General features: G+C 70.7%; 21 protein-coding genes. 10 read left to right on the top strand and 11 right to left on the bottom strand.

Translation table 11 applies throughout. The features are described 5' to 3' along the window. Positions 1-22 precede the first annotated feature (22 nt). The 4 genes from SROS_RS18965 to SROS_RS18950 form a co-directional block, all read right to left on the bottom strand. On the bottom strand, positions 23-2,026 hold the full coding sequence (locus SROS_RS18965) for a Xaa-Pro dipeptidyl-peptidase (RefSeq protein ID WP_012890568.1): 2,004 nt from the start codon (positions 2,024-2,026) through the stop codon (positions 23-25). Between the two features lie 102 nt (positions 2,027-2,128). Beyond that, on the bottom strand, positions 2,129-3,100 hold the full coding sequence (locus SROS_RS18960; RefSeq protein ID WP_012890567.1) for a glycoside hydrolase family 6 protein: 972 nt from the start codon (positions 3,098-3,100) through the stop codon (positions 2,129-2,131). Further along, on the bottom strand, positions 3,097-5,112 hold the full coding sequence (gene glxA, locus SROS_RS18955; RefSeq protein ID WP_012890566.1) for a radical copper oxidase GlxA: 2,016 nt from the start codon (positions 5,110-5,112) through the stop codon (positions 3,097-3,099). Before glxA ends, SROS_RS18960 begins: the two co-directional genes overlap by 4 nt. Then, positions 5,109-6,821 carry a glycosyltransferase family 2 protein gene (locus SROS_RS18950; protein WP_012890565.1) on the bottom strand — a complete coding sequence of 571 codons (1,713 nt, stop codon included), beginning with the start codon at positions 6,819-6,821 and terminating at the stop codon, positions 5,109-5,111. The genes glxA and SROS_RS18950 overlap by 4 nt, the downstream gene beginning before the upstream one ends. Positions 6,822-7,106: 285 nt before the next feature. On the opposite strand from SROS_RS18950, the gene SROS_RS18945 reads away from it, so the two are divergent. After that, positions 7,107-7,757, top strand: coding sequence for a nucleotidyltransferase domain-containing protein (locus tag SROS_RS18945; protein ID WP_012890564.1), 651 nt, complete (start codon positions 7,107-7,109; stop codon positions 7,755-7,757). Beyond that, positions 7,754-8,530: a nucleotidyltransferase domain-containing protein gene (locus tag SROS_RS18940; protein ID WP_012890563.1), complete on the top strand. Its 777-nt coding sequence runs from the start codon at positions 7,754-7,756 to the stop codon at positions 8,528-8,530. The genes SROS_RS18945 and SROS_RS18940 overlap by 4 nt, the downstream gene beginning before the upstream one ends. 15 nt (positions 8,531-8,545) lie before the next feature. Here the strand turns inward: SROS_RS18940 and SROS_RS18935 are convergent, their stop codons facing one another. The 3 genes from SROS_RS18935 to SROS_RS18925 all read right to left on the bottom strand — a co-directional run bounded on the left by SROS_RS18935 (position 8,546) and on the right by SROS_RS18925 (position 10,904). After that, positions 8,546-9,661: an MBL fold metallo-hydrolase gene (locus SROS_RS18935; protein WP_012890562.1), complete on the bottom strand. Its 1,116-nt coding sequence runs from the start codon at positions 9,659-9,661 to the stop codon at positions 8,546-8,548. A gap of 169 nt (positions 9,662-9,830) precedes the next feature. After that, a complete protein-coding gene (locus tag SROS_RS18930) occupies positions 9,831-10,133 on the bottom strand; it encodes a thiamine-binding protein (protein ID WP_012890561.1) in 303 nt (100 codons plus the stop codon). Between the two features lie 27 nt (positions 10,134-10,160). Continuing rightward, entirely contained in the window at positions 10,161-10,904 is a 744-nt protein-coding gene (locus tag SROS_RS18925) for an MOSC domain-containing protein (RefSeq protein WP_012890560.1), read from the bottom strand. 26 nt (positions 10,905-10,930) lie between these two features. Between SROS_RS18925 and SROS_RS18920 the strand changes: the two genes are divergently transcribed. The 8 genes from SROS_RS18920 (at position 10,931) to SROS_RS18885 (ending at position 20,571) form a co-directional block, all read left to right on the top strand. Then, the gene (locus SROS_RS18920) at positions 10,931-11,602 is read left to right on the top strand and encodes an endonuclease V (protein WP_012890559.1); all 672 of its coding nucleotides are present in this window, start codon (positions 10,931-10,933) and stop codon (positions 11,600-11,602) included. A gap of 23 nt (positions 11,603-11,625) precedes the next feature. Further along, entirely contained in the window at positions 11,626-12,621 is a 996-nt protein-coding gene (locus SROS_RS18915; protein ID WP_012890558.1) for an ankyrin repeat domain-containing protein, read from the top strand. Between the two features lie 12 nt (positions 12,622-12,633). After that, a complete protein-coding gene (locus SROS_RS18910; protein ID WP_012890557.1) occupies positions 12,634-13,182 on the top strand; it encodes a hypothetical protein in 549 nt (182 codons plus the stop codon). Between the two features lie 187 nt (positions 13,183-13,369). Then, complete coding sequence (locus tag SROS_RS18905; RefSeq protein ID WP_043652325.1) at positions 13,370-14,332, top strand: LysR family transcriptional regulator; 963 nt, start codon at positions 13,370-13,372, stop codon at positions 14,330-14,332. A 138-nt stretch (positions 14,333-14,470) separates the two neighbouring features. Continuing rightward, the gene (locus SROS_RS18900; RefSeq protein ID WP_012890555.1) at positions 14,471-17,704 is read left to right on the top strand and encodes a M28 family peptidase; all 3,234 of its coding nucleotides are present in this window, start codon (positions 14,471-14,473) and stop codon (positions 17,702-17,704) included. A gap of 245 nt (positions 17,705-17,949) precedes the next feature. After that, on the top strand, positions 17,950-19,422 hold the full coding sequence (locus tag SROS_RS18895) for an MFS transporter (protein ID WP_012890554.1): 1,473 nt from the start codon (positions 17,950-17,952) through the stop codon (positions 19,420-19,422). A gap of 500 nt (positions 19,423-19,922) precedes the next feature. Next, positions 19,923-20,132 (top strand): hypothetical protein, encoded by a 210-nt coding sequence (locus SROS_RS18890; RefSeq protein ID WP_043652322.1) that lies wholly within the window; start codon positions 19,923-19,925, stop codon positions 20,130-20,132. 82 nt (positions 20,133-20,214) lie between these two features. Beyond that, positions 20,215-20,571: a type II toxin-antitoxin system VapC family toxin gene (locus tag SROS_RS18885; RefSeq protein ID WP_012890552.1), complete on the top strand. Its 357-nt coding sequence runs from the start codon at positions 20,215-20,217 to the stop codon at positions 20,569-20,571. A gap of 96 nt (positions 20,572-20,667) precedes the next feature. Here SROS_RS18885 and SROS_RS18880 read toward each other — a convergent pair whose 3' ends face one another. The 4 genes from SROS_RS18880 to SROS_RS18865 form a co-directional block, all read right to left on the bottom strand. Then, positions 20,668-21,312, bottom strand: coding sequence for a lysoplasmalogenase (locus SROS_RS18880; RefSeq protein WP_012890551.1), 645 nt, complete (start codon positions 21,310-21,312; stop codon positions 20,668-20,670). A gap of 526 nt (positions 21,313-21,838) precedes the next feature. Beyond that, on the bottom strand, positions 21,839-22,234 hold the full coding sequence (locus SROS_RS18875; RefSeq protein ID WP_012890549.1) for a GNAT family N-acetyltransferase: 396 nt from the start codon (positions 22,232-22,234) through the stop codon (positions 21,839-21,841). A gap of 264 nt (positions 22,235-22,498) precedes the next feature. Continuing rightward, a complete protein-coding gene (locus SROS_RS18870) occupies positions 22,499-23,302 on the bottom strand; it encodes an SAM-dependent methyltransferase (RefSeq protein WP_012890548.1) in 804 nt (267 codons plus the stop codon). 190 nt (positions 23,303-23,492) lie between these two features. Continuing rightward, entirely contained in the window at positions 23,493-24,653 is a 1,161-nt protein-coding gene (locus SROS_RS18865) for a saccharopine dehydrogenase family protein (RefSeq protein WP_012890547.1), read from the bottom strand. Positions 24,654-24,663: the final 10 nt, after the last annotated feature.

Genomic DNA, 24,663 nt, shown 5'->3' with positions numbered 1-24,663 from the left:
GGCCCGCCCACCGGAAGGGCGGTCAGTACAGCCGGCCGAGAGCCGATCGGCCACCGACCAGGGGGAGCTCGACGGAGCTGTCACCGGGCTCGACCGAGACGCCGGTCCCGGCGGGCAGCCGGAGCGTGAAGTCGCGGTCGGTGGAGATGAGCACGACACCGATCCGGTGACCGGCCTTGACGACGTAGTCGGTGGGCTGGAGGTCGAAGTCGAAGTCGTAGAAGCGGCCCTCGCGGAGCAGTTCGGTCCGGGAGGCGGAGTGTCGGTTGCGGACGTCGATCCAGCCCCTGGTGATGATCTTGTAGGGGGCGGTCACCGGGACGTGCTCGGCGAGGCGGGCGCAGCCGGTGTCCCCCGGCACGCCCTGGCCGTAGCAGACCGGGGTGGGGCCGTAGCTGACACCGCCGTAGGCGCGGGCGTCGGTGCCGTAGTCGACCAGCAGGGCCGTCAGGTACGGCGAGCGACCGCCGCCGAACGCCGCCTTGACCGAGACGCTCGGCGTGCCGGAGAGCCGGGCGTCCGTCGCCAGCGCCGGCGACAGGTAGGCCAGCCGGTTGGGGTCGGTGGCCGTGACGTTCTCGGCCAGCTGCTCGGCCGTGCGGACGTTCTGGTCGGTGAAGGACTCCACGGCGCGGCCGCCGGAGCGCTCCCGGCTCAGGGTGCCGTTCTGGCCGCCCGTCCCGGCCGCCAGGCGCAGCCGTACGTCACGGGTGCCGGGCAGCGGCCACGAGGCGTGCTGGGCCCACTGGCCCGGCCCCGACTCCACGTCCGCCTGCGGCTCGTCCATGATGCCGTTGCGCAGGCCGTACAGGTAGAAGTCGAACCAGTGGTGGAGCTGGCGCAGCCACTCGGTGTTGCGCTGGGCGAAGGAGAAGGGGTTGAAGTGGGCGCCCTGGTGGAGCCAGATCTTGCGCGGCACATCCCGCCGGTCGAGCGCGTCCCACCACTGGACGGCCTGCTTGGTCTTGACGTTCCAGTCGTTGAGGCCGTGGACCACGAAGACGCTGGCGCGGACCTTGCTCACGTCGTTGAGGTAGTTGCGCCCGTCCCAGAAGGCGGAGTAGTCGCCGGTGACCCGGTCCTGGTCGCGCTCGATCTCGTCCATCAGCGCGCCGCAGGCCTGCTCGGCGTTCTCCCTGGTGAGGACGTAACGGGCCAGCACGTCGGCGTCCTCGCCCTGGTAGCCGCCGGCGGCGATCACGCCGCCGTTGGCCCGGTAGTAGTCGTACCAGGAGGAGATGGCCGCGATCGGCACGATCGTCTTGAGCCCCTTGACGCCGGTCGCGGCGACGGCGTAGGAGAGCGTGCCGTTGTAGGAGACGCCGGTCATGCCGACGTTGCCGGTCGACCAGTCGGCCCGGATCTCGTTCCCGGACGCGTCGAAGCCCCGGGCCCGGCCGTTGAGCCAGTCGATGGCGGCCTTGGGGCCGGCGGTCTCGTTGGCCAGGCCGGTCGTCGGGCAGCCGGTCGCGCGGCCGGAGCCGAGGTTCTCCACCAGCGCGACCGCGTAGCCGCGCGGCACGAAGTAGTTGTCGTAGTAGCCGCGGAAGGGCGGCGCGGCCGCGCGGGAGGTGGCCATGTCCTCGTCGAGGCCGAACATCTCGTCGCGCAGGTCGTTGAACTTGTTGCGCCGGTACTCCATGCCCGCGGGGTCGGACCCGTCGAGGTCCACCACGTGGTTGGGCACGTCGTTGCCGCCCGCGTAGTAGGGGCTGGCCTCCATGATGACGGGGACCTTCAGCCCGGAGGCGGTCTCCTTGGGCCGCATGATGTCGACGGCGACCCGGTCCGGACGGCCGTCACGGTCGCTGTCGACCCCGGCGACCTCGACGAACACGGTCTCGGCCAGGGCGTCGGCGCGCGAGTAGACGGGCTGGGTCTCGTTGTTCTGGATCGGGGCGGACGCGGATCGCGCGACCGCGCTGCTCTCCATCGGGGCGGTCGCGGATCGCGCGGCCGCGGCGGGCAGGGCGCCGGAGGGCACGGCGACCGCCAGGGCGATGAGGACTGTCTTCCATCTGGTCATCGAGGGGGACTCCGAGAGGGTCGATGGAAATCTGACGACTCCGGTCAATGTCCTGCGAAGCAATCTTCACCTGCAAGATCCATGGTGTAAAGGATCGAGCGGTTATCCCGCGTTTCGCGCGAGTTCCAGGGCGTAGGAGGAGAACCACTCACCCGGCCGGGGCTCTCCCCGGTGGCAGTCGCCGTCGGACTCCCCGGGCCGTTTGATCCACAGGAAGGCGTCCACCCGGTCGTGCCCGGTCCGGGTCGTCGGCTCCGCGCCCAGGGCCCGGCCCCTGGGGTTGCACCAGGTGTCGGCGCCCTCGCGCAGCGGGCCGTTGCCGTTGCGCGAGGTGTCGATCACGTAGTGCGCCCCGCCGAGCCCGTCCGACAGGCGCCGGGCGGCGGCGACGCTCTCCTCGGTGGTGAAGAAGTTGCTGACGTTGAAGGCGAAGCCGTCCGCCTCGGTCGCCCCGGCCTGCCGCATCGGCTCGGCCCATTCGTCGGCGTTCTGGATCCAGCCGGCGTTCCCGGCGTCCAGGTAGACCTTGGTGTTGGGCTGCTTCTTCAGCGTCCGCACCGCCTCCCGGAGCAGGCCGAGGCGTTCGGCCGCCCTGCCGCCCTGGGTGCAGCTGTCGAGGATGTGGGCCAGCGCGTCGGGTTCGACGACGACCCAGGCGGGGCGGTCGCCGACGGCCTCGGCGAAGCGGCCGATCCACGAGCGGTACTCGTCGGCGCTCGCGGCGCCGCCCGCCGAGAACTGGCCGCAGTCGCGGTCGGGGATGTGGTAGGCCACCAGGACCGGCACCTGGCCGGCCTCCTGCGCCTTGGCGGTGATGTCGGAGACCCTGGCGTGCGGGTCCTGGTCACCGATCCAGATCGCGTTCGGCTGTTCGGCGATCCTGCGGATCAGCGCCGCGTCCTCGGTCTTCCCCTCCCCCTCCAGCCTGCGGAGCTCGCCGACGGCGGTGCCTTCGGGGTCGACGTAGAAGCGCGTCGCGCCGGAGCCGTCCGTGGTCGAGGGGGGACCTTCGCCGCAGGCCGTCGCCACGAGGGCGAAGGCCAGCGCGGCGGCCGCGCGGCCGTACCTGTTCATCGATCTCCTCCGAGGTGGACCCAGCGGGCCGGGGACGGGGTCCCCTTCGCGGTGACTCCGAACAGCATGTACCAGCCGGGCGGAGCCAGGGCGGGGTTGGTCGGGACCGTGACGACGATGCCGGTGGGCACCCGGGTGAAGTCGAGCTTGATGGAGCGCTGTTCCACGTCCGTGACATGGGTGACCGCGCTCGGCCGCATCAGCCGGACCTCCTGGATGCGCTCGGCGTCGGGGGTCTTGAACCCCGCCCGGGAGCCCATCCGGAGCATCCGCCGCCCATCGGTGATCATCGGCCGCTTCTCGCCGTTGTGCAGGTAGGGCGGGGTGTAGATCTCGATCCGCTGGTCGAACGAGCCGGGCACCGTGCCCGCCTCGTCGGCGAAGAGCGGGTCGGAGCCCATGCTGAGCACCCGGCCGTCGGGCAGCAGCAGGCCCTCGGCGTGGTAGTTGCGGCCCACCGCGGGCGCTGCGGCCTCGTGGAAGCTGTTGCTCTTGGGGCGGTAGACCTCGGCCCGCAGGATGTCGCTTTCGCCCCTTCCGCGGTAGTCGCTGGAGCCGTTGAAGGAGAACACGGTGTCGTCGGGGAGCAGCACCGCCGACGGGTAGCGCACCGGGTCGGAGAGGTTCGGGCCGCGGACGTAGCGGGGCTCGGGCTGCTTGAGGTCGATGATGGCGGTCCGGGCGGTGGCGTTGGGCAGGCCCGGCTGGCGCTCCCCGACCGGCCCGCCGCCCATCACCATGATCCGCTGGTCCTGCGCTGGGGGCAGCAGCACCGAGGCGCCGGTCTCGTTGAGCTCCGGCTCGGGCAGCCCGGGGACCGGGGTGAAGGCCTCCATCTCGTCGGGCGCCACGCCGCCGACGCCGCCGGCGGACTTGATCAGGCGGTCGGTGTCGCGGCGGTAGTCCCAGATGCCGGGGGGACGGAGCGCGAGCTGCCCCGGGCCGTATCCGGCGCTCATGCCGGAGAAGAACAGGGTGTCGTCGTCCAGCAGGAACAGCGCCGGGTAGCTGGGGAAGAACCGCTTGGGCCCCGGGATCCAGCTTCTGGTCTGCGGGTCGTAGAACTCGTTGTCCCTGGTGATCTGTCCCACGGTGTCCAGGCCGGAGACCGTCATCACCTTGCCGTCGGGCAGGGCGGTCATCGTCGGGTACCAGCGCCCCTCGGCCATGTCCTGGACCTTGATGTAGCGCTCGGCGATCGGATCGAACTCGTAGGCGTCCTTGATGCCCTGGAAGTCCTGCTTCTCAAGCGTCATGTCGGCGCCCATGGCGTACAGGTTCCGCTTCTCCCTGCCGGTCAGCCCCTGGATCTCGTACTTGACGTAGCCGCCGGGCGAGGTGAAGACGCCGGGGACGCCCTCGACCACGGACTCGGCGAAGACCTTGGTCTCGCTGGGCTTGATCCGGGCCTTGCCCGGCACGCCGCTCTCGATCTTCTCGGCGGGGGGCACCGTGATGTGCGCGGTGGTGCGGTAGAGCCTCCCGCTGGGGGCCGCGATCAGGGTGCCGGGGTGGAGCTGCCTCCTGATGTGCGGGCTCTCGTTCTTCACCACCAGGGCCCCTCCGGCCCTCTTCACCTTGCTCTTGAGCACCTCGAAGCGGAGCGTGCCACCGGCGATGAGGAGGTTGCCGTTCGGCAGCAGCACGTGTCCGGCGCAGAAGAAGTCGACGGGCGTGTCGATCATCTTGAACTCGCCCGCCTGCCCCGGCTTGGTCGGGTCCCAGAGCACGGTCTTGAAGGTGCCCTTGTCGAAGTTGGCGGCGTTGTTGCCGGAGCCGGCGACGATGAGCACCTTGCCGGTGCGCAGCAGCGCCGCGTGGATGGCGTTGACCTTGAACTCGTCGGGGACGTCCAGGAAGCTCCAGTGGCCGTAGCGCGCCTTGTAGTCGTCCCGGTTGATCCGGTAGTCGTGCCACTGGCGGGAGGCGAAACCGGCGACGGCCGGCAGGTTGACCCCGACGATCACGGCGATCACGGCGGCGGCGATCAGGTTCTTACGCAGACGGCTCAACGGTTACCTCGGCTGCTCCACGCCCAGGTCGCCAGGGGCCCCAGGCAGATCACGAGGGCGAGAAACACCCACAGGGTCATGACCAGGTGCACGTGCCCGGTCCAGAAGACGGTGAGCAGCAGCCCCCCGCCGAAGATCACGGCCCACCACAGGTGGATGCGGAAGGTGGCGATCTGGTCGGGACTGGCCGAATCGCCCTTGGGGGTGACCACGAACTTGCTCGGCCGCCGCAGCGCGGCCCCGATCAGCGAGGCCACGTAGATGGGCGCCGACAGCGCCGACATGACCATCCCCGCGACCCCGGAGGAGCCCTCCGGCTCGTGCGGGCTGACGTTGTGCCGGCGGTTCCAGGTGTAGAGCATGATCTGCAGCAGCGCGGCGTCGCCGTACAGCATCAGCCACACGTCCATGGGCACGGTCACGCCCGAGCCGCCCACCGCCATGAAGAGGGTGGCGCTCAGCCCGGCCAGCAGCCAGTTGAGCGCGGACATCGGATAGAACGTCACCATCAGGCCGTAGTTGAACAGCCGTCCGGGCGACAGCCGGAACGCCGCCCGCCAGAACTGGGTGAGCAGCGTCTCGTAGGTGCCCCTGCTCCAGCGGAGCTGCTGGGTGAAGAAGTCGGTCCACGACGACGGCCCCTCACCCACGGCGAGCACGTCCGGGGTGTAGACCGACATCCAGCGCTCACCGGTCTCCGGGTCGCGGGAGCGGTGGAACTCGATGCCGGTGGCCATGTCCTCGGTGATCGAGTCGTACAGGCCGCCGATCTGCTTGAGCGCCCGGATCCGTACCGCGTTGTTGGTGCCGACGAACATCGGCGCCCCGTACAGGTTGCCGGCGCGCTGGATCAGGGAGTGGAAGAGGAACTGCTGGCTCTCGGCGGCCTTGGTGACCCCGGCGGTGTAGTTGCCGTAGACCTGGGGGCCGACCACGAAGGCCACGCGCGGGTCTCGGAAGTATCCGAGCATGCGCTCGCAGAACTCCGGCAGCGGCACGTGGTCGGTGTCGACCGAGACGAAGAAGTCGTAGTCGTCGCCATGGGCGTCCAGCCAGCTGTTGTAGTTGCCGTGCTTGGTCTTCGCCCGGAAGGAGCCCTTCGCCTGGTTCCACTCGGGCACGCCCTTGCGGCTGAAGTGGCGGGCGCCCAGCCAGTCGCAGAGCTCGCGGATCTCGGGGTCGTCGCCCTCGTCCAGCAGCCACACGTCGAGCACGCCGTCATGGCGGATCTGCAGGGCGGCGGACAGGGTCTCCCTGACCATCTCCAGCGGCTCCTTGCCGGGCACGCAGGTGGTGATGAACGCCACCCTGCTGCCCGGCTCGGGCGGGACCGGGAGGGGGTCCCTGGCCGCCAGCATGGCGTGCACGTTGGAGACCACGCTGACCAGGCGGAATATCTCGATCAGGGCGATCGCCACGAGCATGACCTTGTCGGCGGCCGGGATGTACCACGGGAGCATGTCGTAGGGGTCGACGCGCACGGTCCAGTGGCTGGGCAGGAGCAGCCAGGCCATCATGGTGAACTCCACGACGAGCGCGGCGACCATCAGCAGCACCGCCCGCACCCGGTGCGGCTCGCCGGCGAGCATGGAGCGGTACTGGACGCGGTACGGCCGTCCGGGCTCCGGTTCGGTCACGGGCCCGGCGAGCTGGCTGAACCGCTCGTAGTCGTAGAGGGTGATCTTCGCTCTGTCGGCCGGGGAACTCATCGGTTCGACGACCTCACAACACGCACGACGAAGGCCGGCACTGTCCCCCCAGATGGATCACACCGGCCGCCCGCACAAAGACACGGTCATGTCCGGCCCGTAGATCGGTAAACCGGGAAACATCATATTGGCGCGGTAAGGCGGATCTCACCCGGTTCGACAGCCGCGAGACGGCGTGAACCCCCTCGGCCCTCGAAAGATCACGAGAGCCGCCGCGGCCCGGCCGGGGGCACGGCGCCGGAAAACCCGTGTCGGGGACCGCTGCCGGGCTGGCAGGCTTGGCGGATGGAAGTACGGTACGTCCCCGACCACCTGGTGCTGTCGGTCGTGGTCGGCTCCCGCGCCTACGGGCTGGAGACCGAGGACTCCGACGTGGACCGGCGCGGGGTCTTCGTGGCGCCGACCCCGCTGTTCTGGCGGCTGGCCAAGCCGCCCACGCACGTCGAGGGGCCGCTGCCCGAGCAGTTCTCCTGGGAGGTCGAGCGCTTCTGCGGCCTCGCCCTGGAGGCCAACCCGACGGTCCTGGAGTGCCTGTGGTCGCCGATCGTCGAGCAGGTCACCCCCGCGGGCGAGGACCTGCTCGCGATCCGGCGCGCCTTCCTGTCCGGGCGGGCCCACCGCACCTTCACCGGATACGCCGACGCCCAGTTCCGCCGCCTGGACCCCGAGCGCCCCCGGTGGAAGCAGGCGATGCACATGATCCGGCTGCTGATCAGCGGCCTGCACCTGGCCCGCCACGGCGAACCGCTGGTCCGCATGGACGACCACCGTGACCGGCTGCTCGCCGTACGGCGGGGCGAGGTCTCCTGGGCCGAGGTCCAGCGGTGGCGCGCGGAGCTGACGGCGGCCTTCCCTGACACGAGCGCGCTTCCCGGCGAGCCGGACCGGCGGCGCGTCGAGGACTACCTGACGACCACGAGAAAGGCCGCGCTGTGACCGTCACCCTGCCCGCCTGGCTGGCCGAGATCCCCGCCGAGCAGGCCGCCCCGCCGGCCTTCGTGACGGTCAGCGGCGCACACCTGTACGGCTTCCCCTCCGCGGACTCCGACGTCGACCTGCGCGGCGTGCATGTCCTGCCCCTGGAGCAGGTGGTCGGCCTGCGCACCGGCGAGGAGACCGTGACCCGCTCCTGGACACGGCACGGCGTCGAGGTGGATTTGGTCACCCACGACCTGGCCAAGTTCTGCCACCTGCTGCTGCGCCGCAACGGCTACGTGCTGGAGCAACTGCTCTCCCCGCTGGTGGTGGCCACCTCCCCCGTCCACCGGGAGATGGTCGCCGCCGCCCCCGGCTGCCTCACCCGCCACCACGCCCACCACTACCTGGGCTTCGCCCGTACCCAGTGGCGCCTGTTCGAACGCTCCGGCGAGCTCAAGCCGCTGCTCTACACCTTCCGGGTGCTGCTGACCGGCATCCACCTGATGCGCACCGGCCTCCTGGTCGCCGACCTCACCCTGCTCACCGGTCTCGTCGCCGGGGCCCCGCCGTACCTGGCCGACCTGATGGCCGCCAAGCGCTCCGCCGAGCACGGCCCGACGCCCCCCGGAGCCCCCGGCGCGGTACGGCTGGCGCACGACGTCGCCCGCCTGACCGCGGAGCTGGAGGAGGCGAGGGACGCCTCTCACCTCCCCGACGCCGCGACCTCGGCCGGGGTCCTGAACGACCTCGTCGTCCGCACCCGTCTTTCGGCGCGCGCCTCGCGGGCCTGACGCCCCGTCCGCGCGTCAGATGCCGAGCAGCTCCCACCAGCCGTCCAGCAGGGGGACGTCGTCGGTATCGACGCGATCACCGGGCCGGGGCACCGCGAGCCGGACGCCGCGGGCCTTGGCCTCGTGCCGGAGCCGGTCGACGGGCTCGGCCCACGGGTGGACGGCCAGGGTGAAGGTCGCCCAGTGCACCGGCAGGAGCAGCCTGCCGCCCAGGTCGAGGTGCGCGTCGATCGCCTCCTCGGGATCCATGTGGATGTCGGGCCAGGCGGGGCTGTAGGCGCCGATCGGCATCAGCGTGAGGTCGAACGGGCCGTGCGCGGCGCCGATGCCGGCGTATCCGTCGAAGTAGCCGGAGTCTCCCGCGTAGAAGACCCGCCTGGTCCGCCCCGCGACAACCCATGAGCCCCAGAGGGTGGTGTTGCGGGTGAGGGCGCGCCCGGAGAAGTGCCGGGCGGCGGTGGCGACGAACCGCAGTCCGGCGACGGTCGCCTCCTCCTCCCAGTCGAGCTCGACGATCCGCGAGGCGGGCACGCCCCAGCGCTCCAGATGGGCGCCGATGCCCAGCGGGACCAGGAAGGGGGCGCTCTGGAGGGCGGTCAGCGCGCGGACCGTGGCCCTGTCGAGGTGGTCGTAGTGGTCATGGGAGATCACGATCGCGTCGAGGACCGGGAGGTCGGCCAGCGGAGCCGGCAGCGGGTGCAGCCGCCGCGGGCCGACGAGCCGCGAGGGCGACGCGCGCTCGCTCCACACGGGATCGAACAGCACGCGGCGTCCCTCGATCTCCACCAGCGTGGTGGCGTGGCCGTACCAGACGACGCTCAGCCCGCCCGCGGACGGCGGGGTGGCCGGGGAGGTCACCAGCGGGATCGGCCCGCCCGGCTTCCGCCCGTCACGATCGAAGATCAGCTCCCGGAGCATCGCCGGGACGCTGCTCACCGGCGGCGTGTAGGAGCCGGGCACGGGATTGTGGAAGACGCCGTCGTGGAAGCGCGGGGAGCGCAGCATCCGGGCCAGCCGCTCTCCTGTGGCCCGGCCGCCCAGTTCCGCCGGGATGTCCTTCAGCGCCCATCCGGCGGCGGCCAGAGCCAGCCCGCCCACGAGGACACGCCCGATCGATCCGTTTCCCGCCATCAATCCACGCTCCAGAAATAGCTTTGATCTTGCGACTGTCCCCGGCCCCGCCGGCGTCCCCGGCCGGAGGGCCGCGCCGCGCGCCCGCCGGAGGGCGGGGCGGCAGGGCTCTGCGGACGCCTCCGGGACGCGGGGGCGGGGAGCCCGCCGCGGGACGGCGTCCAGGAGTTTAGGGGGCGAGATGGCGCTCGACGGTGGCCACCTTGGCGTCCAGCCGCCCGCTCTGCCCGGCGCGGACGTCGGCCTTCAGCACGAGACTGACCCGCCCGCAGCGCGCCTCGACCGCCGCGACCGCGCCCTTCACCACACCCATGACCTCGTCCCAGCTCTCGCCCTCCACGGTGGTGAACATGGCGTCGGTCCGGTTCGGCAGTCCCGACGCGCGGACCACCCGCACCGCCTCGGCGACGAGCTCGCCGACGTCCTCTCCCGCTCCGATCGGCGTCACACTGAATGCCACGAGCACCGACATGTCCGGCTCCCTTCTCCGCGGATCTGCTTACCGCACCCTAATTTCCCCGGCCGCGGGACGCGGATCCGCGACCGCCCGGTCCCCGCGCCGGGCGGTCCCGGGCCGGGTCACCCGCATGATCACGCCGAACTTGTTCTCGTGCTCCCTGATCAGCCACTTCTGCAGCCCGGGCCAGCGCTCCCGCCCGTCCGGATCCCAGCTGGGCACGGCACAGCGGATGCACGGTCCGGTGTGGTCGCCGGTGACCGCGAGCTCCACCTCGCCCACGGTGAGCGTGGTGCCGGGGCCCCAGCCCTCCTCGGCGAACGCGGGCGCGTCGAGCCCGAGGTGCAGGTTGGGGCGGAACCTGCGCAGATCGACCGGCGCGCCGAGCTCCTCCTCCAGCGCCACCAGGGAGGCCTCGAAGGTGACCAGCACGGTCGGCCCGCGGTCCTGCTGCCCGTCGGCCGCGCGCAGGTGCAGCGGCGTCCCGAGCGACCGCGCCAGCGCCCCGGCCAGGCCGGGGTCGTGCCACTGCCAGACCGTCCCGTCCGGAGCGGTCAGCTCCGGCGCGTCGCCGCTCCCGTAGGCGGCACGCCAGTGAAGCATCTCGGAACGCCGGCGCACGGTCAGCACCTTGCCGGCGGGGCCGTCCCGATCGTCGACGAGGGAGTAGGCCCGGTCGCCCGCCATCCCCCGGTCGTCGAACAGCGCCTCCTGGAGCTCCTCACCCCGCAGTGACTTCACCGGCCACCTCAGCAAACGCCGCAAACTCCCACTGTGTGTCTTCATGCTCTAAAAATAGCGATCATGTATACATGAAGGCACAAACTCCCCGCACCATCCTGGAGGCCGAGGCGATCCAGGACGAGCTCCGGCCCCTGCTCGACCTGACCGGACCGGGCCCCGGAACGCCCGCCACGGTCGCGGGCGTGGACGTGGCCTACGACGGGGAACGGCTCGCGGCGGCGGTGGCCGTACTGGACGCGAGCACGCTGGAGGTCGTCGAGCAGGTGACCGTCGGCGGCCGGGTGGCCTTCGACTATGTCCCCGGCCTGCTCGCCTTCCGGGAGGTCCCCGCCCTCCTCGAGGCCCTCGAACGCCTGACGGTCACCCCGGACCTGGTCGTCTGCGACGGATACGGCCTGGCCCATCCACGCCGCTTCGGGCTGGCCTGCCATCTGGGCGTGCTGACCGGCCTGCCCACGATCGGGGTCGGCAAGACCGCCTTCGTGGGCTCCTATCCCGATCCAGCCCCCGAGCGGGGCTCGTGGACCGACCTGACCCTGGACGGCGACGTCGTCGGCCGCGTGCTCCGCACCCGGCACGGGGTCAAGCCGGTCTTCGTCTCCGTCGGCCACCGCGTCGACCTCGACACCGCCTGCCGCAACGTCCTGGCCCTGACCCCTCACTACCGGCTGCCGGAGACGACCCGCGTCTCCGACCGGCTTTCACGGTTGGCTTTGATCGAAAATGTCACCTTCGACTGATTTGATCCACTCAGCACTACGAGATGGGAACGACAGTGAGCGACAACGAGTGGGTCGGTGGCGCGGGCGCCTGGAGTGACACGAACCTGGCGGAGATCCAGGAACGGCTGGCCGACGGGTTCGACCCCGGACAGCGGCTCTTCTGGCTCCGTTCGACGCCCCTGCACCAGGCCGCGCAGGAAGGGGCGGTCAAGGTGATCGAGTTGCTCCTGGCCTCGGGAGCCGAGGTGGACCCCGCCGACAGCTACGGGGCCACTCCCCTGTGGGAGGCCGTACGCCACGGCCAGGACGACGCCGTCCGGCTCCTGCTGGCCGCCGGCGCCGACCCCTGGCGGCCGTGCATCGCCGGACGCTCCCCCGGCCTTCAGGCGCTCTTCACCGAGCTCGCCGACCTGTTCGCCCACCTGCCCGGCGCTCCCCGCGTCAGCCCGCGGCTCCGCGAGCTCCAGGAGACCGTCGACGAGATGATGTTCTCCTACGAGGACTACAACGAGGGGTTCTGTATCGCCTTCGTCGGCGAGGTCGCCGAGGACGAGGTCATCCGCCGGCTGGGGGCCGATCCCGGACTCTGCCCGCCGGTGGAGGCCGGGGCCCTGTGGGAGGCCGAGCACGCCTCCCCCGCCGAGCTCCTGCGGGTCGCCAGCCCTCCCGGGGGCGGGGTCGTGCTCATCCAGACGGAGGGCGTCCTGCCGGTGCACGACGGCGTCGCCCGGCGGGTCACCACCGGCGGCGGGGTCCTGGCCGGCGCGTTCCCGCTCGCCGGCACCTCGGTCGACATCTGGCGGGACGGCTTCAGCATCGCCCGCCCCTCGGTCCACGAGCAGCTCAGCGACGACAGCCTGTTCGAGCTGTGGATGTGCCGGTTCGGCGACTGCGGCGCGCACCCGTCCGTCTCCATGGAACGCATCCTGGCGCTGATGACGCTCCTGACCGCCACCTACGTCACCGAGGAGTGGCTGTGGAGTGCCCCGATGAGACTGGTCCCGGTCGAACTGCGGAGCGACGGCCAGGGTAGATAGGGTCGCAAAACCATGAGAAAGCACACGATCACTGCAGTATGGGAAGAGATCCCCGACGACGCCGACGATCTCGTCCTGGTCCGCGGCGGTTTCCGGCTCTACCTGTGCCTGTGCGGTACGCACCTGGCGGACCGGGCGGCCGCGGAGCTGCACGCCGCGGAGACCAACCAGTGCACCACGTGCCTGGGCTCCGCCACCGAGGAGATCGTGCCGGGCTTCTCCCAGGAGTGCACGGCCTGCGCCGGAACCGGCCGGCGCAAGGCGCAGCTCACCTGGGAGCTCGCCTACGTCGAAGCCGAAACCATGATCACCGTTGACCTCGTCCGCACGGTGATCGCCCCGTTCACCGAGCCGTTCCAGCTCTCCCTGGTGGCCGACACGGTCCGCTCCACCCTCGGCCTGCCGGTCGGCCGGCTGCCCGTGGGCCCGCGCGTCCGCGACGTCCTGCGCCAGCTCGAGGCCGCCGGCGAGCTCACCCTGGTCTCCGCCCCGGACGAGCTGCTCCGCGGCACCACCGTCGTGCTCTACCGCGACCCCTACTGGCAGCACGCCTCCGAATAGGGACGGGCCGCGGGCGGGGACGGCCGCCCCGGAGCCGGACGGTCCCGGGGCGGGGCATGCGCCGGCCGCGGCCGGCCACGCGGCCCGGGGGCGGCCGGCGGCAGGTCACGTGAGGTCGGGGCACATGGGACCGCCTTTCCGAAACTTGGGTCTTACCGGAAAGATTCTTTACTATTAACCTTTCGGTGTGGACCTAGAAGTGCGTCATTTACGAGCCATCTGTGCGATCGCCGAATCGGGCAGCATTTCCAAGGCGGCGACCGCACTCAAGATGTCGCAGCCCGCGCTGGCCACGCAACTGCGACGCATCGAGCGGATGTTCGGCGGGCCACTGTTCGAGCGGGGCCGGGAGGGAACGCGGCCCACGCAGCTCGGCACGTGGGTGCTGATCAGGGCACGGTCGCTGCTGCCGGCGTTCGACGAGCTTCGGCGGGACGGCATGCGCTACGCCGAGCAGGCCGCGGAGAAACTCAAGATTCGGCTGGGCTGTATGTCCAGTCATCTAGCGATAAATGTCATTAAATGCCTTAATGAACTGCTGACCGGTGCCGACATCACCGTCCGCACCGAGGAGGCAATGGACCTGCTGCCCGGACTGCTGGAGTCCGAGCGCCTGGAGCTCGCCACCCTCGGCGACTATCCGGGACACGAGCTCCTTCCGCCTCCGGGCGTGGTCTACGCGGGCGTGGCCGTCGAGCCGATCTTCGTCGGGCTGGCCGTCTCCCATCCGCTCGCCCAGCGGGAGGAGATCGAGCTGCGGGACCTCGCCTCCGAGGACTGGACCCTGCACGCGCTGGCCGAGGCGGGACACCGCGAGCACTTCTGGGCCGCCTGCGGCCGGCAGGGCTTCGCGCCGAAGATCGCCTACTCCGCCGACCTCAGCCTCGCCATCGACCTCATCTCCTCCGCCCGGTGCGTGGGCATGTTCCAGGCGACCAGCAAGGGCTACCCGGGGATCGTCATCCGGCCGCTCGCCGGGACCCCGCTCCGGTTCCGGCACATGATCGGGTGGACCGAGCACGGACCGGTCGCCCGGCACGGGCCCGACCTGGTCCAGGCGGTCACCAAGACCTACTGGGCCGAGGTGCGGCGCGCCCCCGTCTACGCCTCCTGGCTGAAGCGCCATCTGCCGCTCTCACCACCTGTTTAGCCGCCTATATCGCGAAGTTATGGAATTTCGTGGGGTACTCGCCCCGCATTCACGGTGTCAGCTTTGGTCCAGCCCAAACCGTCAGGGCTCCTTGCATCCCTCTAACCCCCCAAGGGACACCGAGAGGAGTCACCCCGCGTGAATCCCAAGGTCAAACTGGGCGCGGTCGCCGTACTGGCCGCCGTCGCCATGACCGCCACCTCGGTGGTGAGCGCCGCCGGCGCCGCCACAGCCCCCGCGGGCATCGTCGCCCGCACCATATCCGCAGACCCACCGGCGTTCGCCCCGCCGGACCCCGAATCCCGCAAGCGCGCGATATCCAGCGCCGACGGCGCCCTCGCCCTCAGGTCCGACGTCCTGTTCAAGGCGGCGGAGGACGACTTCACGCTGACGAACACCGTCGCGGGAACCCGCGGCCTGCAGTACCTGACCTACTCGCGGACCCACCGCGGGCTGCCCGTCTACGGCGGTGACGTCGTCGTCACCACCGACAAGACGGGCCAGGAGGTCGGGTCCGTGGCCTCGGGCCAGCGTGCCGAGATCAAGGTCGGCGTCAAGAGCAAGGTCGACGCCACCACCGCTGCCGTCACCGCCCGCGGCGAGCTGCCGACCGTGGAGAGCGTGAGCACGCCCCGGCTGGTCGTGCACGCGGCGGGCAAGCGGCCCAGGCTGGCCTGGGAGGTGGTCGTCACCGGCGCCACGAAGCAGGCCCCGAGCGTCCTGCACGTCTTCGTGGACGCCCTCGACGGGTCGGTCGTGGACTCCTACGACGACGTCCGCGCCGGAACCGGCAACGGCTTCTACAACGGCAACCCGGTGACCATCCAGACCTCCGGGTCCGGTGGTTCGTACTCGATGACCGACACCACCCGGCCGGGGCTGCGCTGCGGCGGCCAGAACGGCTCGGCCTACACCGGCACCGACGACGCCTGGGGCAACGGCCAGGGCACCAACCTGGAGACCGCCTGCGTCGACGCGCTGTACGCCGCCCAGACCGAGTGGAACATGCTGCGCGACTGGCTGGGCCGCAGTGGCTTCAACGGCTCCGGCGGCGCCTTCCCCGCCCGCGTGGGGCTGACGGACGTCAACGCCTACTGGAACGGCTCCTACACCAACTTCGGCCGCAACCAGGCCAACACCCAGCAGGCCACCCCGATGGACGTGGTCGGCCACGAGTACGGCCACGCGATCTTCCAGTTCTCCGGATCCGGCGGCGCGGGCAGCGGCAACGAGGCCGGCGGCCTGAACGAGTCGACCGGTGACATCTTCGGCGCGCTGACCGAGCACTTCGCGGCCAACGCCTCCGACCCGCCGGACTACCTGGTCGGCGAGGAGGTCAACCTGGTCGGCCAGGGCCCGATCCGCAACATGTACAACCCTGGCGCGCTGGGCGACCCCAACTGCTACAGCTCCTCGATCCCCAACACCGAGGTGCACGCGGCGGCCGGACCGCAGAACCACTGGTTCTACCTGCTGGCCGAGGGCACCAACCCGGGCGGCGGCAAGCCCTCCAGCACGGTCTGCTCCGGCCCGTCCAGCCTGACCGGCATCGGCATCCAGAAGGCCGGCCAGATCTTCATGTCCGGCCTGAACAGCAAGACCACGCCGTGGACGCACGCCAAGGCCCGCTCGACCACCGTGGCCGCGGCCAAGCAGCTCTTCCCCAACAGCTGCGTCGAGGTCAACGCGACCAAGGCCGCGTGGGCCGCCGTCAACGTCCCGGCGCAGAGCGGCGAGGCGCCCTGCACGGCGAACCCCGGCAACGACTTCTCGCTCTCGCTCAGCCCGACCTCGGGCAGCGTGCAGGCCGGGCAGTCCGCCACCACCACCGTGAGGACCACGGTGACCGGCGGTAACGCCCAGTCCATCACGCTGCGGGCCTCCGGCCTGCCCTCGGGCGCGACCGCGTCCTTCAGCCCGGCCACCATCACGGCCGGCCAGACGTCGACGCTGACGCTGGCCACCTCGGGGAGCACCCCGTCCGGCACCTCCTCGGTGACGGTTACCGCCGACGGCGCCGACGTGGACAGGACAGCGAGCTACTCGCTGACGGTCGGTACCGGCAACCCGCCGGGAGCGCCGGACATCCCCGTGGCCAACGTGACGGCGCACCTGAACCAGCTGCAGTCGATCGCCTCCAGCAACGGCGGCAACCGGGCCTCGGCCACCTCCGGCTACACCGCCTCGCTGAACTACATCAAGGGCAGGCTGGACGCGGCCGGCTACACCACCGCGGTGCAGAACTTCACCTACAACGGCCAGACCCACTCCAACCTGATCGCCAACTGGCCGGCCGGTCCCACCGGCCCGACGATCATGCTCGGCAGCCACCTGGACAGCGTCAGCTCCGGGCCCGGCATCAACGACAACGGCTCGGGCTCGGCGGCGCTGCTGGAGGTCGCGCTGACCCTGGCGAACCGCAACCCCACGCTGGACAAGCACGTCCGCTTCGCCTGGTGGGGCGCCGAGGAGCTGGGCCTGCGCGGCTCGCAGTACTACGTGCAGAACGGCGGAGCCACCGGGGTCGAGACCTACCTCAACTTCGACATGATCGCCTCGCCGAACCCGGGCTACTTCGTCTACGACGACAACCCGGCCATCGAGAAGATCTTCAAGGACTACTACGCCACGCTCAACGTCCCGACCGAGATCGAGACCGAGGGTGACGGCCGCAGCGACCACGCCCCGTTCAAGAACGCGGGTGTGCCGGTCGGCGGCGTCTTCACCGGCGCCTCCAGCGTGAAGAGCTCGGCTCAGGCCACCAAGTGGGGCGGCACCTCGGGCCTGGCCTTCGACCGCTGCTACCACTCCGCCTGCGACACCACCTCCAACATCAACAGCACCGCGCTGGACCGCAACGCGGACGCCATCGCCAACGCCCTGTGGAAGCTCGCCGTGGGCGACACCCCCACCCCGACGGACGACTACTCGGTCTCGGCGAGCCCGTCCTCGGCCTCGGTGCAGCCCGGCCAGTCGGCCGGCACGACGCTCAGCACCCAGGTGACCTCCGGTAACGCCCAGGCCATCACGCTGAGCGCCTCCGGCCTGCCCGCCGGCGCGACCGCGTCCTTCAGCCCGGCGAACATCAACTCCGGCCAGTCCTCCGCGGTCACGATCGCCACCTCGGCGAGCACGCCCACGGGGACCTACACCGTCAACCTCAACGCGGACGGCGCGAGCTCCGACCGCTCGGCCACCTTCACCCTGACCGTCGGCGGCGGGCAGGGCGGCACCACCTGGCAGACGTGGACCCTCTACGCGGCCGGGGACACCGTGACCTACAACGGCGTCAGCTACCGATGCCTGCAGGGGCACACCTCACTGCCCGGATGGGAGCCGCCGAACGTTCCGGCCCTGTGGCAGCAGCTCTGACCGGATGACGACCCCCTAGCGGAGTACGGCGGGCGGGCATGGCCGCCCGCCGTACTCGTTTCCCGTGAGCCGCCCGGCACGCTGTGATTGGACTACCCGAAAAGGGTAGGTATGCGCTGCTGAATCACGGGAAGTTGCGCCGAGGTCGAGGACGAGGCGGTCATGATGATCCCCAGCCGATTGCTCACGTTGCCGGGAGACCCGCGATATGCCGGACAGAGTCGTACAGGTCGGCACCCCACAGGATGAGCACCGGGGCCCGGCCGGGCGGCACGTCGACCGCGCGGCGGTCGGACGGGGCGGACCCTCGCCGGTGGAAGGCGCTGACCGTCTGCCTGGTGGCCGGCTTCATGACGCTGCTGGACGTCAGCATCGTCAACGTGGCACTGCCGTCCATCCGCGCCGGGCTGCACGCCCCGCAGAGCGACCTGCAGTGGGTGGTGTCGGGCTACGCGCTCACCTTCGGGCTGGTGCTGGTGCCCGCGGGGCGGTTCGGCGACATGCGGGGCAGGCGCAACGCGTTCGTCTTCGGCGTGGCGCTGTTCACCCTGGCCAGCGCGGCGGCGGGAGTCGCCCAGAACTCGACCTGGCTGGTCGTCGCCCGGCTCGTCCAGGGAGTGGCGGGCGGAGTGATCAACCCGCAGGTCAGCGGCCTGATCCAGCAGCTTTTCCGGGGTGCGGAGCGGGGCCGGGCGTTCGGGCTGCTGGGCGCCACCATCGGCATCTCCACCGCGATCGGCCCGCTCCTCGGCGGGCTGCTCATCCACCTCGGCGGCGGGCAGGAGGGATGGCGCCTGGTCTTCTACGTCAACGTGCCGATCGGCATCCTGGCCGTGGTCCTGGCGTACCGCTACATCCCGCACCGGACGCGGGAGGAACGGCGGCGGGAGAGCATGGACCCCGTGGGCGTGCTGCTGCTGGCCGCCGGAGTCGTGCTGGTGCTGCTGCCGCTCGTGGAGGGGCAGGAGTGGCAGGGCGGAGGGAAATGGCTGCCGCCGGCTGCCGGAGTCGTCGTGATCGCCGCGTTCGCGGGGTGGGAACACCTGTACGGGCGGCGTCGCGACCCGGTCGTCAACCTGTCGCTGTTCAGCAGGCGCTCCTACGCCCTCGGCGCCCTGATCGCGGCGCTCTACTTCGCCGGCTTCACCGCGATCTTCTTCGTCCTCACCCTCTACCTGCAGGACGGCCTGCACTACTCGGCCCTGGCGGCGGGGCTGGCGAGCACGCCGTTCGCGGCCGGATCGGCCGCGACCTCCGTGCTGGGCGGCCCGGTCGTCACCAGGTTCGGCCGCCCGCTGGTGGTGCTGGGGCTGGTGCTGGTCTCCGTCGGGCTGGCCGCCACGGAGCTGGCCGTACGGCTGGTCCCCGGCCCGCAGGTGGCCTGGGCGATCGCGGTGCCGCTGCTCGTGGCCGGGCTGGGCAGCGGCCTGGTGATCTCCCCGAACCAGACGCTGACGCTGTCGGAGGTGCCGGTGGCCGAGGCCGGCACGGCCGGCGGCGTGCTGCAGACGGGGCAGCGGATCGGCACCGCCGTCGGCATCGCGGGGATCGGCTCGGTGTTCTTCGCCGGGGTCGCCTCCTCGCACGGCGACTACGCCCTGGCGTTCCGGCACGCGCTGCTGGTCACCATCGGCTTCGTGCTGGTCGCGCTGGCCGTGGCCCTCGCCGACGTGGCCGCCGACCGCCGCGCCCGCCGCAACCGGGCGGCCGCGCGGTGAGCCGGCGGACCGGGGCGGGCAGGCAGGCGGAGATCCGGCCGGTGAGCCGGTACGGCGGGCAGACGTGGGGGTCTGCCCGCCGTACCACCCCGGCGGGGACCGCCCGATGAGCCGGTACGGCGGGCAGGTGTGGGGCCTGTCCGTCGTACCACCCCATCCGCCCGGCAGCTCAGCCCGTACGGTCACAGCATGATCGATACTCGGTCCCTGACGGACCGTCTCGACCGCGTGGAAGCTAGCCGGCGATCCAGCACCTGATCCACGAGTACTGCCCCGGTGCCGGCGAGCAGGCCCTGGAGCGCTTCCCCGCGTCGTCCGCGTGGGCATGACAGGTTGCCTCCCTCAGCTTGCGGTGCAGCACGCGCTCGTCATAGGCGTCGTTCAGCGCGGCCAGGTCACGCGCGAGGTTCGCGTAGTCCTCGGCGGCGTACTCGAATACGTAGTCGCATCTCTTTCCACAAACCCCTGATCAACTCTGCGTAAGCATCTAAAATCTCTACGTGACCATTTATGCTGGCATGAACGGACCGGCGAACGCATCCGACCCGGAGGCAGTCGACTACGAGGCCATCCGGCGGCGCTTCCCCTGGGTCGGCTGCTTCGACAGCGGCGAGGACGACCTTTCGTCTCGCTATCGGGACATGATGGCCGAGGCCCTTCGCGACCGGGAGATCGTTGAAGCAATCGACGCTGCCCGGCATCGTCCGTGAAGAAACTTCTCTGCGATTCAGGCCCACTGATCGCCACCAGCGATCAAAGGGACACCTATCACCTCACCGCCGATGTGTTCAGATGCTCGGATCCTGGCCGGGAAGCCTGGTGATTCCCGAACCGGTTCTCGGGGAGACCTGCAGCTTTCTCCGGAACAACGTACGGCGCGGCGCCTTCCTCGAAGCGACACTGCTCGAACAACTGACCGTCGGCAACTACGAGATCGTGAACCCCACGCAGGCGGATCGGCAGCGAGCCACGGAGCTTGTCCGGCACATGGTCGCGGCACCGCTCGGTTACGTCGACGCCACAGTGATCGCGATGGCGGAGCGCCTTCACATCACCGATGTGGCCACAACCGATCTGAAGTTCGTCGGCATGACCCAGGGCATCACAAAGATCAGACCCCTCGCCTGGCCGTTCCACGAGTCACACTGAGCGCCCGAGCGCGCTCATCGAGGCCAGCCCCCGTCGGCGGATGAGGGGTAAATCTCTCACTTCACTCATTTGCCGGACTTCTCTTCCTTGCAGGTTTCAGGCACGGAGACGGTTGACGATGCCCGAGGCCAGGAGATATTGGGCCGCGATGTAGGTAGCCATGACCACGAGGCCGTTCATCGGAGGGAGGGGAAGGTCCGCCAGGTCGAACGCGATCAGCGTGTCGGACAGCAGGAACAGGGCGCCACCGGCTCCGATCCGCAGGCCGTGGCCGGCCGCGGTCACCGCGGTGGCGGTCAGCAGCAGCGAGTAGCCGGCCACCGGCAGGCGCAGGTCGCCGAGGCCCGGCCAGAGGAAGAACACCAGGCCCGCCCAGACGACGGCGTAGACCACCGGAATCACCGGGCGGCGGCGCAGCCCGTCGAGCGCTCCTTCCCGGACGAAGTAGGTCACGTAACAGACGTGCGCCCCGGCGAACAGGACCATGCCGACGAGGAAAAGACCGTCGATCTCCAGAGCCACGTCACCGCCGCAGGAGAGCAGGAGCGCCGCCACCACCGGCCGCGGTCCCCTCTGCGTCAGCACCCAGACCGCGAGCAGCGGCATGAGCAGTGCCTTGGTCATGGAGTTCATCGGGTCGGCGTCGGCGGCGACCAGCACCAGATGAACCGCGGAACAGACCCAGAAGGCGATCAGGACAGTGCGGGAGAGCGGCCCGGTCCGTAGAACATCGTTCTGCACACGTGGATGCTAGGGCCTGCCGCCACGGTGATCCAAGTCGCCCGAGCCATGGAGAGGGAGGCGGTCGCCGAACACGCCCACAGCCGCTTCCGCACTGGTCAAGGTAAGGCCGTCCAGATCATTCCCACCGCCGCCCTGCGACGGGAGCCTCATCAGGCGTGCTCGCGGGAAGCCGTCCTCCAGCGTCGCGCACCTTCTGCTCGTGCGCCGCCCTCTCCGCCGGGACGGCCATGACCCCGGTCCCCGGCGGAATCGACTTCACGGAGCCCTCCGCCGGCTTTGATGCCGGAACGCTTTTTCGTCGTCACCTTCCCCCGGCTCGGAGCCACGTATTTGTGTGGTCTTTGCGCCGTCGGCCGCATCGCCGGGTCCATGTCCCTCAAAGAAGAAGAGTCGGCGTCCGGCAAGCGCTGAATGCCCTCCTGAGTAGGGGCCAGCCCACATCGAGCCGATTTCATCCTGACGAGACGGGTCGCAGAGCTGCCGCGGATCCCGAGCCGGAAAGCGACTGCCGTACCGGGCCGGGCTACAGAGCGATAAGGCCGGCGTGCGTCGGCTGAAACCCGCAGGCCCCGAAGTAGAAGTCTTTCAAGTCATCGTCGAAGTCGACGTGGAGCCATTCACATTTGGCTGCGCGGGCCTCTCTGACGGCGACGGCGACGAGTCCGGTCCCGACACCGTGCCGCCGGGCTCTCCCCGTCACGAGGGTGTCGAGGATGAAGGCGTGGACGGCGCCGTCCCATGCCACGTTGACGAAGCCGACGAGTTCGCCGTTCTCCTTGGCGCAGACCCACCCGAGGCTGTGCCGGTTGACCTGGGCCCACCAGTCGTCCTTCAGGGGCGCGTGGCCGAAGCCCTCCGCGTGCAGTGCGTTGATCGCCGCATTGTCGAAGTGGCCTCGCCACTCGTATGCAATTGTCATGGAGCGACCGTAGGAAGAGACTCACGCCATCGGCAACGAGTTTTCCGCCAAGGCGGCAGTCGCGCGGTAACGGCCCTGGCGGCGGTGCCGGGCAGCGGGCTCTGCCCGGAGCCCGCGATCCGCCTTGCCGGCGCCCTTCTCGCCGGTCAGGGCGCCGGTTTCGACATCACCGCAGGCAGCAGTGGCGGATCCGGGCCGGCCGCGAGGCGTTCGCCGGTCGGCCCGCCTCGGCGCAGCAGGCCGCCGACAGGGGCCGGCACCGATCTACCGCTTGTAGGCGATCCCGCCGTACATCAGCTGCTGGCCCACCGTGAGCTTCCCGGGGACGGGACCGTCGGGCCGCCACAGGGGCAGGGGGACGACGCCCGGTTCGAGGAGCTCGAACCCGTCGAAGAAGGCGGTGATCTCCTCCGGCGTGCGGAACCGGCCGGTGCCCAGCAGCGCGAGGTACTTCTGCTCGGCGTCGCGCGATTCCTGGGTGGAGGCGCAGAAGTGGGTGATGAACAGGTAGCTGCCTGATGGGACCGCCGCCATGTAGGCCTCGACGATCGCCCGGGGGTCCTCGTCGTCGTGCAGGTGGTGCAGGATGCCGACCAGCATCACGGCCACCGGGCGGCCGAGGTCGATGAGGCTCTTGAAGGCGGGGTCGGAGAGGATGGCCTCGGTGTCGCGCAGGTCGGAGGTGATGACCGCCGTGCGGTCGTTCTCCGCCAGCAGCGCCCGGCCGTGGGCCAGCACCATCGGGTCGTTGTCGACGTAGACGACCCGCGACTCCGGGTTGGCGCGCTGCGCGACCTGGTGGGTGTTCTCCTCCGTCGGCAGCCCCGAGCCGAGGTCGACGAACTGGGTGATGCCCTGGCCGGACAGGAAGCGCACCCCCCGGCCGAGGATCTGCCGGTTGTAGGCCGCCACGTCGTAGATCTCGGGGATGACCTTCACGATCTCGGCGACGAAGGCTCGGTCGACCTCGAAGTTGTCCTTGCCGTTGAGGACGACGTCGTAGGCCCTGGCGATGCTGGGCCGGGTCGTGTCGATGCCGGCGTTCCGCTCACTCGGCTTGTCCGCCACAGGAGTCCTTCCTCGCTGTCCCGGGGTGATTCAAATGATCATAGGTGCTGAAAAGCCTGCGAAATCCGTTCTGCGCCCATGAACGGAGGGCGACTTTCCCGAATCGGCGCAGGCTCGCTCCGGCGGACCGGCCGACACGGTGGCCCGCGGGCCTGCTCCGGCGGACCGGTCGGCGCGGGGGCGTCAAGGCCTACTTCGGCGGGCCGCTCAGCACGGTGAAGGTGATGCCCGCCCGCCGGAGCCGCTCGATCAGCGCGTCTCCCATCGCCACGGCCGTGGTGACCTGGCCGGAGACCGGCGGCAGGTCGTCGAGGGCGAGGCAGAGCGCCGACTCGGCGAGCATCTTGGCGGTCTCGTCGTAGCCGGGGTCGCCGCCCGCGACCTCGGTGACGACGCGCTCGCCGCCACCCAGGCCGAGGAAGGTGACCTTGAACCAGCTCCCGGCCCGCTGCTCGGGGGTGGGTCCGTCACCGGGCGAGATCCGGCCGAGCAGCCAGGAGCGGACCGGGGGGATCTGGGCGAGCGCGACGAGGGCGCCCGCGCCCGCCACGAGCCCCAGCGCGGCGGGCAGCCGCCTGACGGCGATGTGGTGGCGGTAGGTGAAGTCGGGGCCGTAGCGCTCCAGCGCGCGGGCCGAGCGCGCCACGATCTGCGGGTCGATCGTGGGCAGCGGCAGGGCCCAGCCTCCGACATACCGGGGCGGTCCGGCGGTGCCACGCGCCCGCCGGCCTTGGGGGCGCTCCTCGACCTCGCGCCGGGCGAGCGCGGCCCGAGCGGTCTGCCGGGCCCGGGAGACCGCCGCGAGGGCGGAGTGGACGGTGCCGCCCGAGGGCCGGCCGTTCCCCCGGAGGAACCCGCTCACCTCGATCGGCACCCCCTCGGGGAGCCGGTTGACGGTGAAGTAGGCGCCGAGGTCGTGCGGGATGGAGTCGAACCCGCAGGCGTGCACGATCTTCGCCCCGCTCCGCCTGGCCCTCTCGTGGTGCCGGGCGAACATGAGGTCGACGAACTCCGGCTCGCCGGTGATGTCGGCGTAGTGGGTGCCCGCGGCCGCGCAGGCGGCCACGAGCGGCTCGCCGTAGGCGACGTAGGGGCCCACGGTGGTGGCGACGACCCTGGCCTGCCCGGCGATCCGCGCCAGGGAGGCCGGATCCGTCGCGTCGGCGTGGAGCAGCGGCAGCTCGGGCAGGCCGATGCGCTCCCTCACCGCTTCGAGCTTGGTCCGGCTGCGACCGGCCAGTGCCCAGCGGCAGCCAGGACTGGCGTTGCGCGCGAGGTACTGCGCGGTCAGCGCTCCGGTGAACCCGGTGGCGCCGAAGAGCACGATGTCGTACGGGCGGTCGTCAGACATGGGCTGAGAC

Origin of the sequence: Streptosporangium roseum DSM 43021 (assembly GCF_000024865.1) — a bacterium.
Taxonomy (GTDB): domain Bacteria; phylum Actinomycetota; class Actinomycetes; order Streptosporangiales; family Streptosporangiaceae; genus Streptosporangium; species Streptosporangium roseum.
The sequence above is the reverse complement of the archived record's forward strand: the minus strand, read 5'-3'. Positions and strand labels throughout refer to the sequence as shown.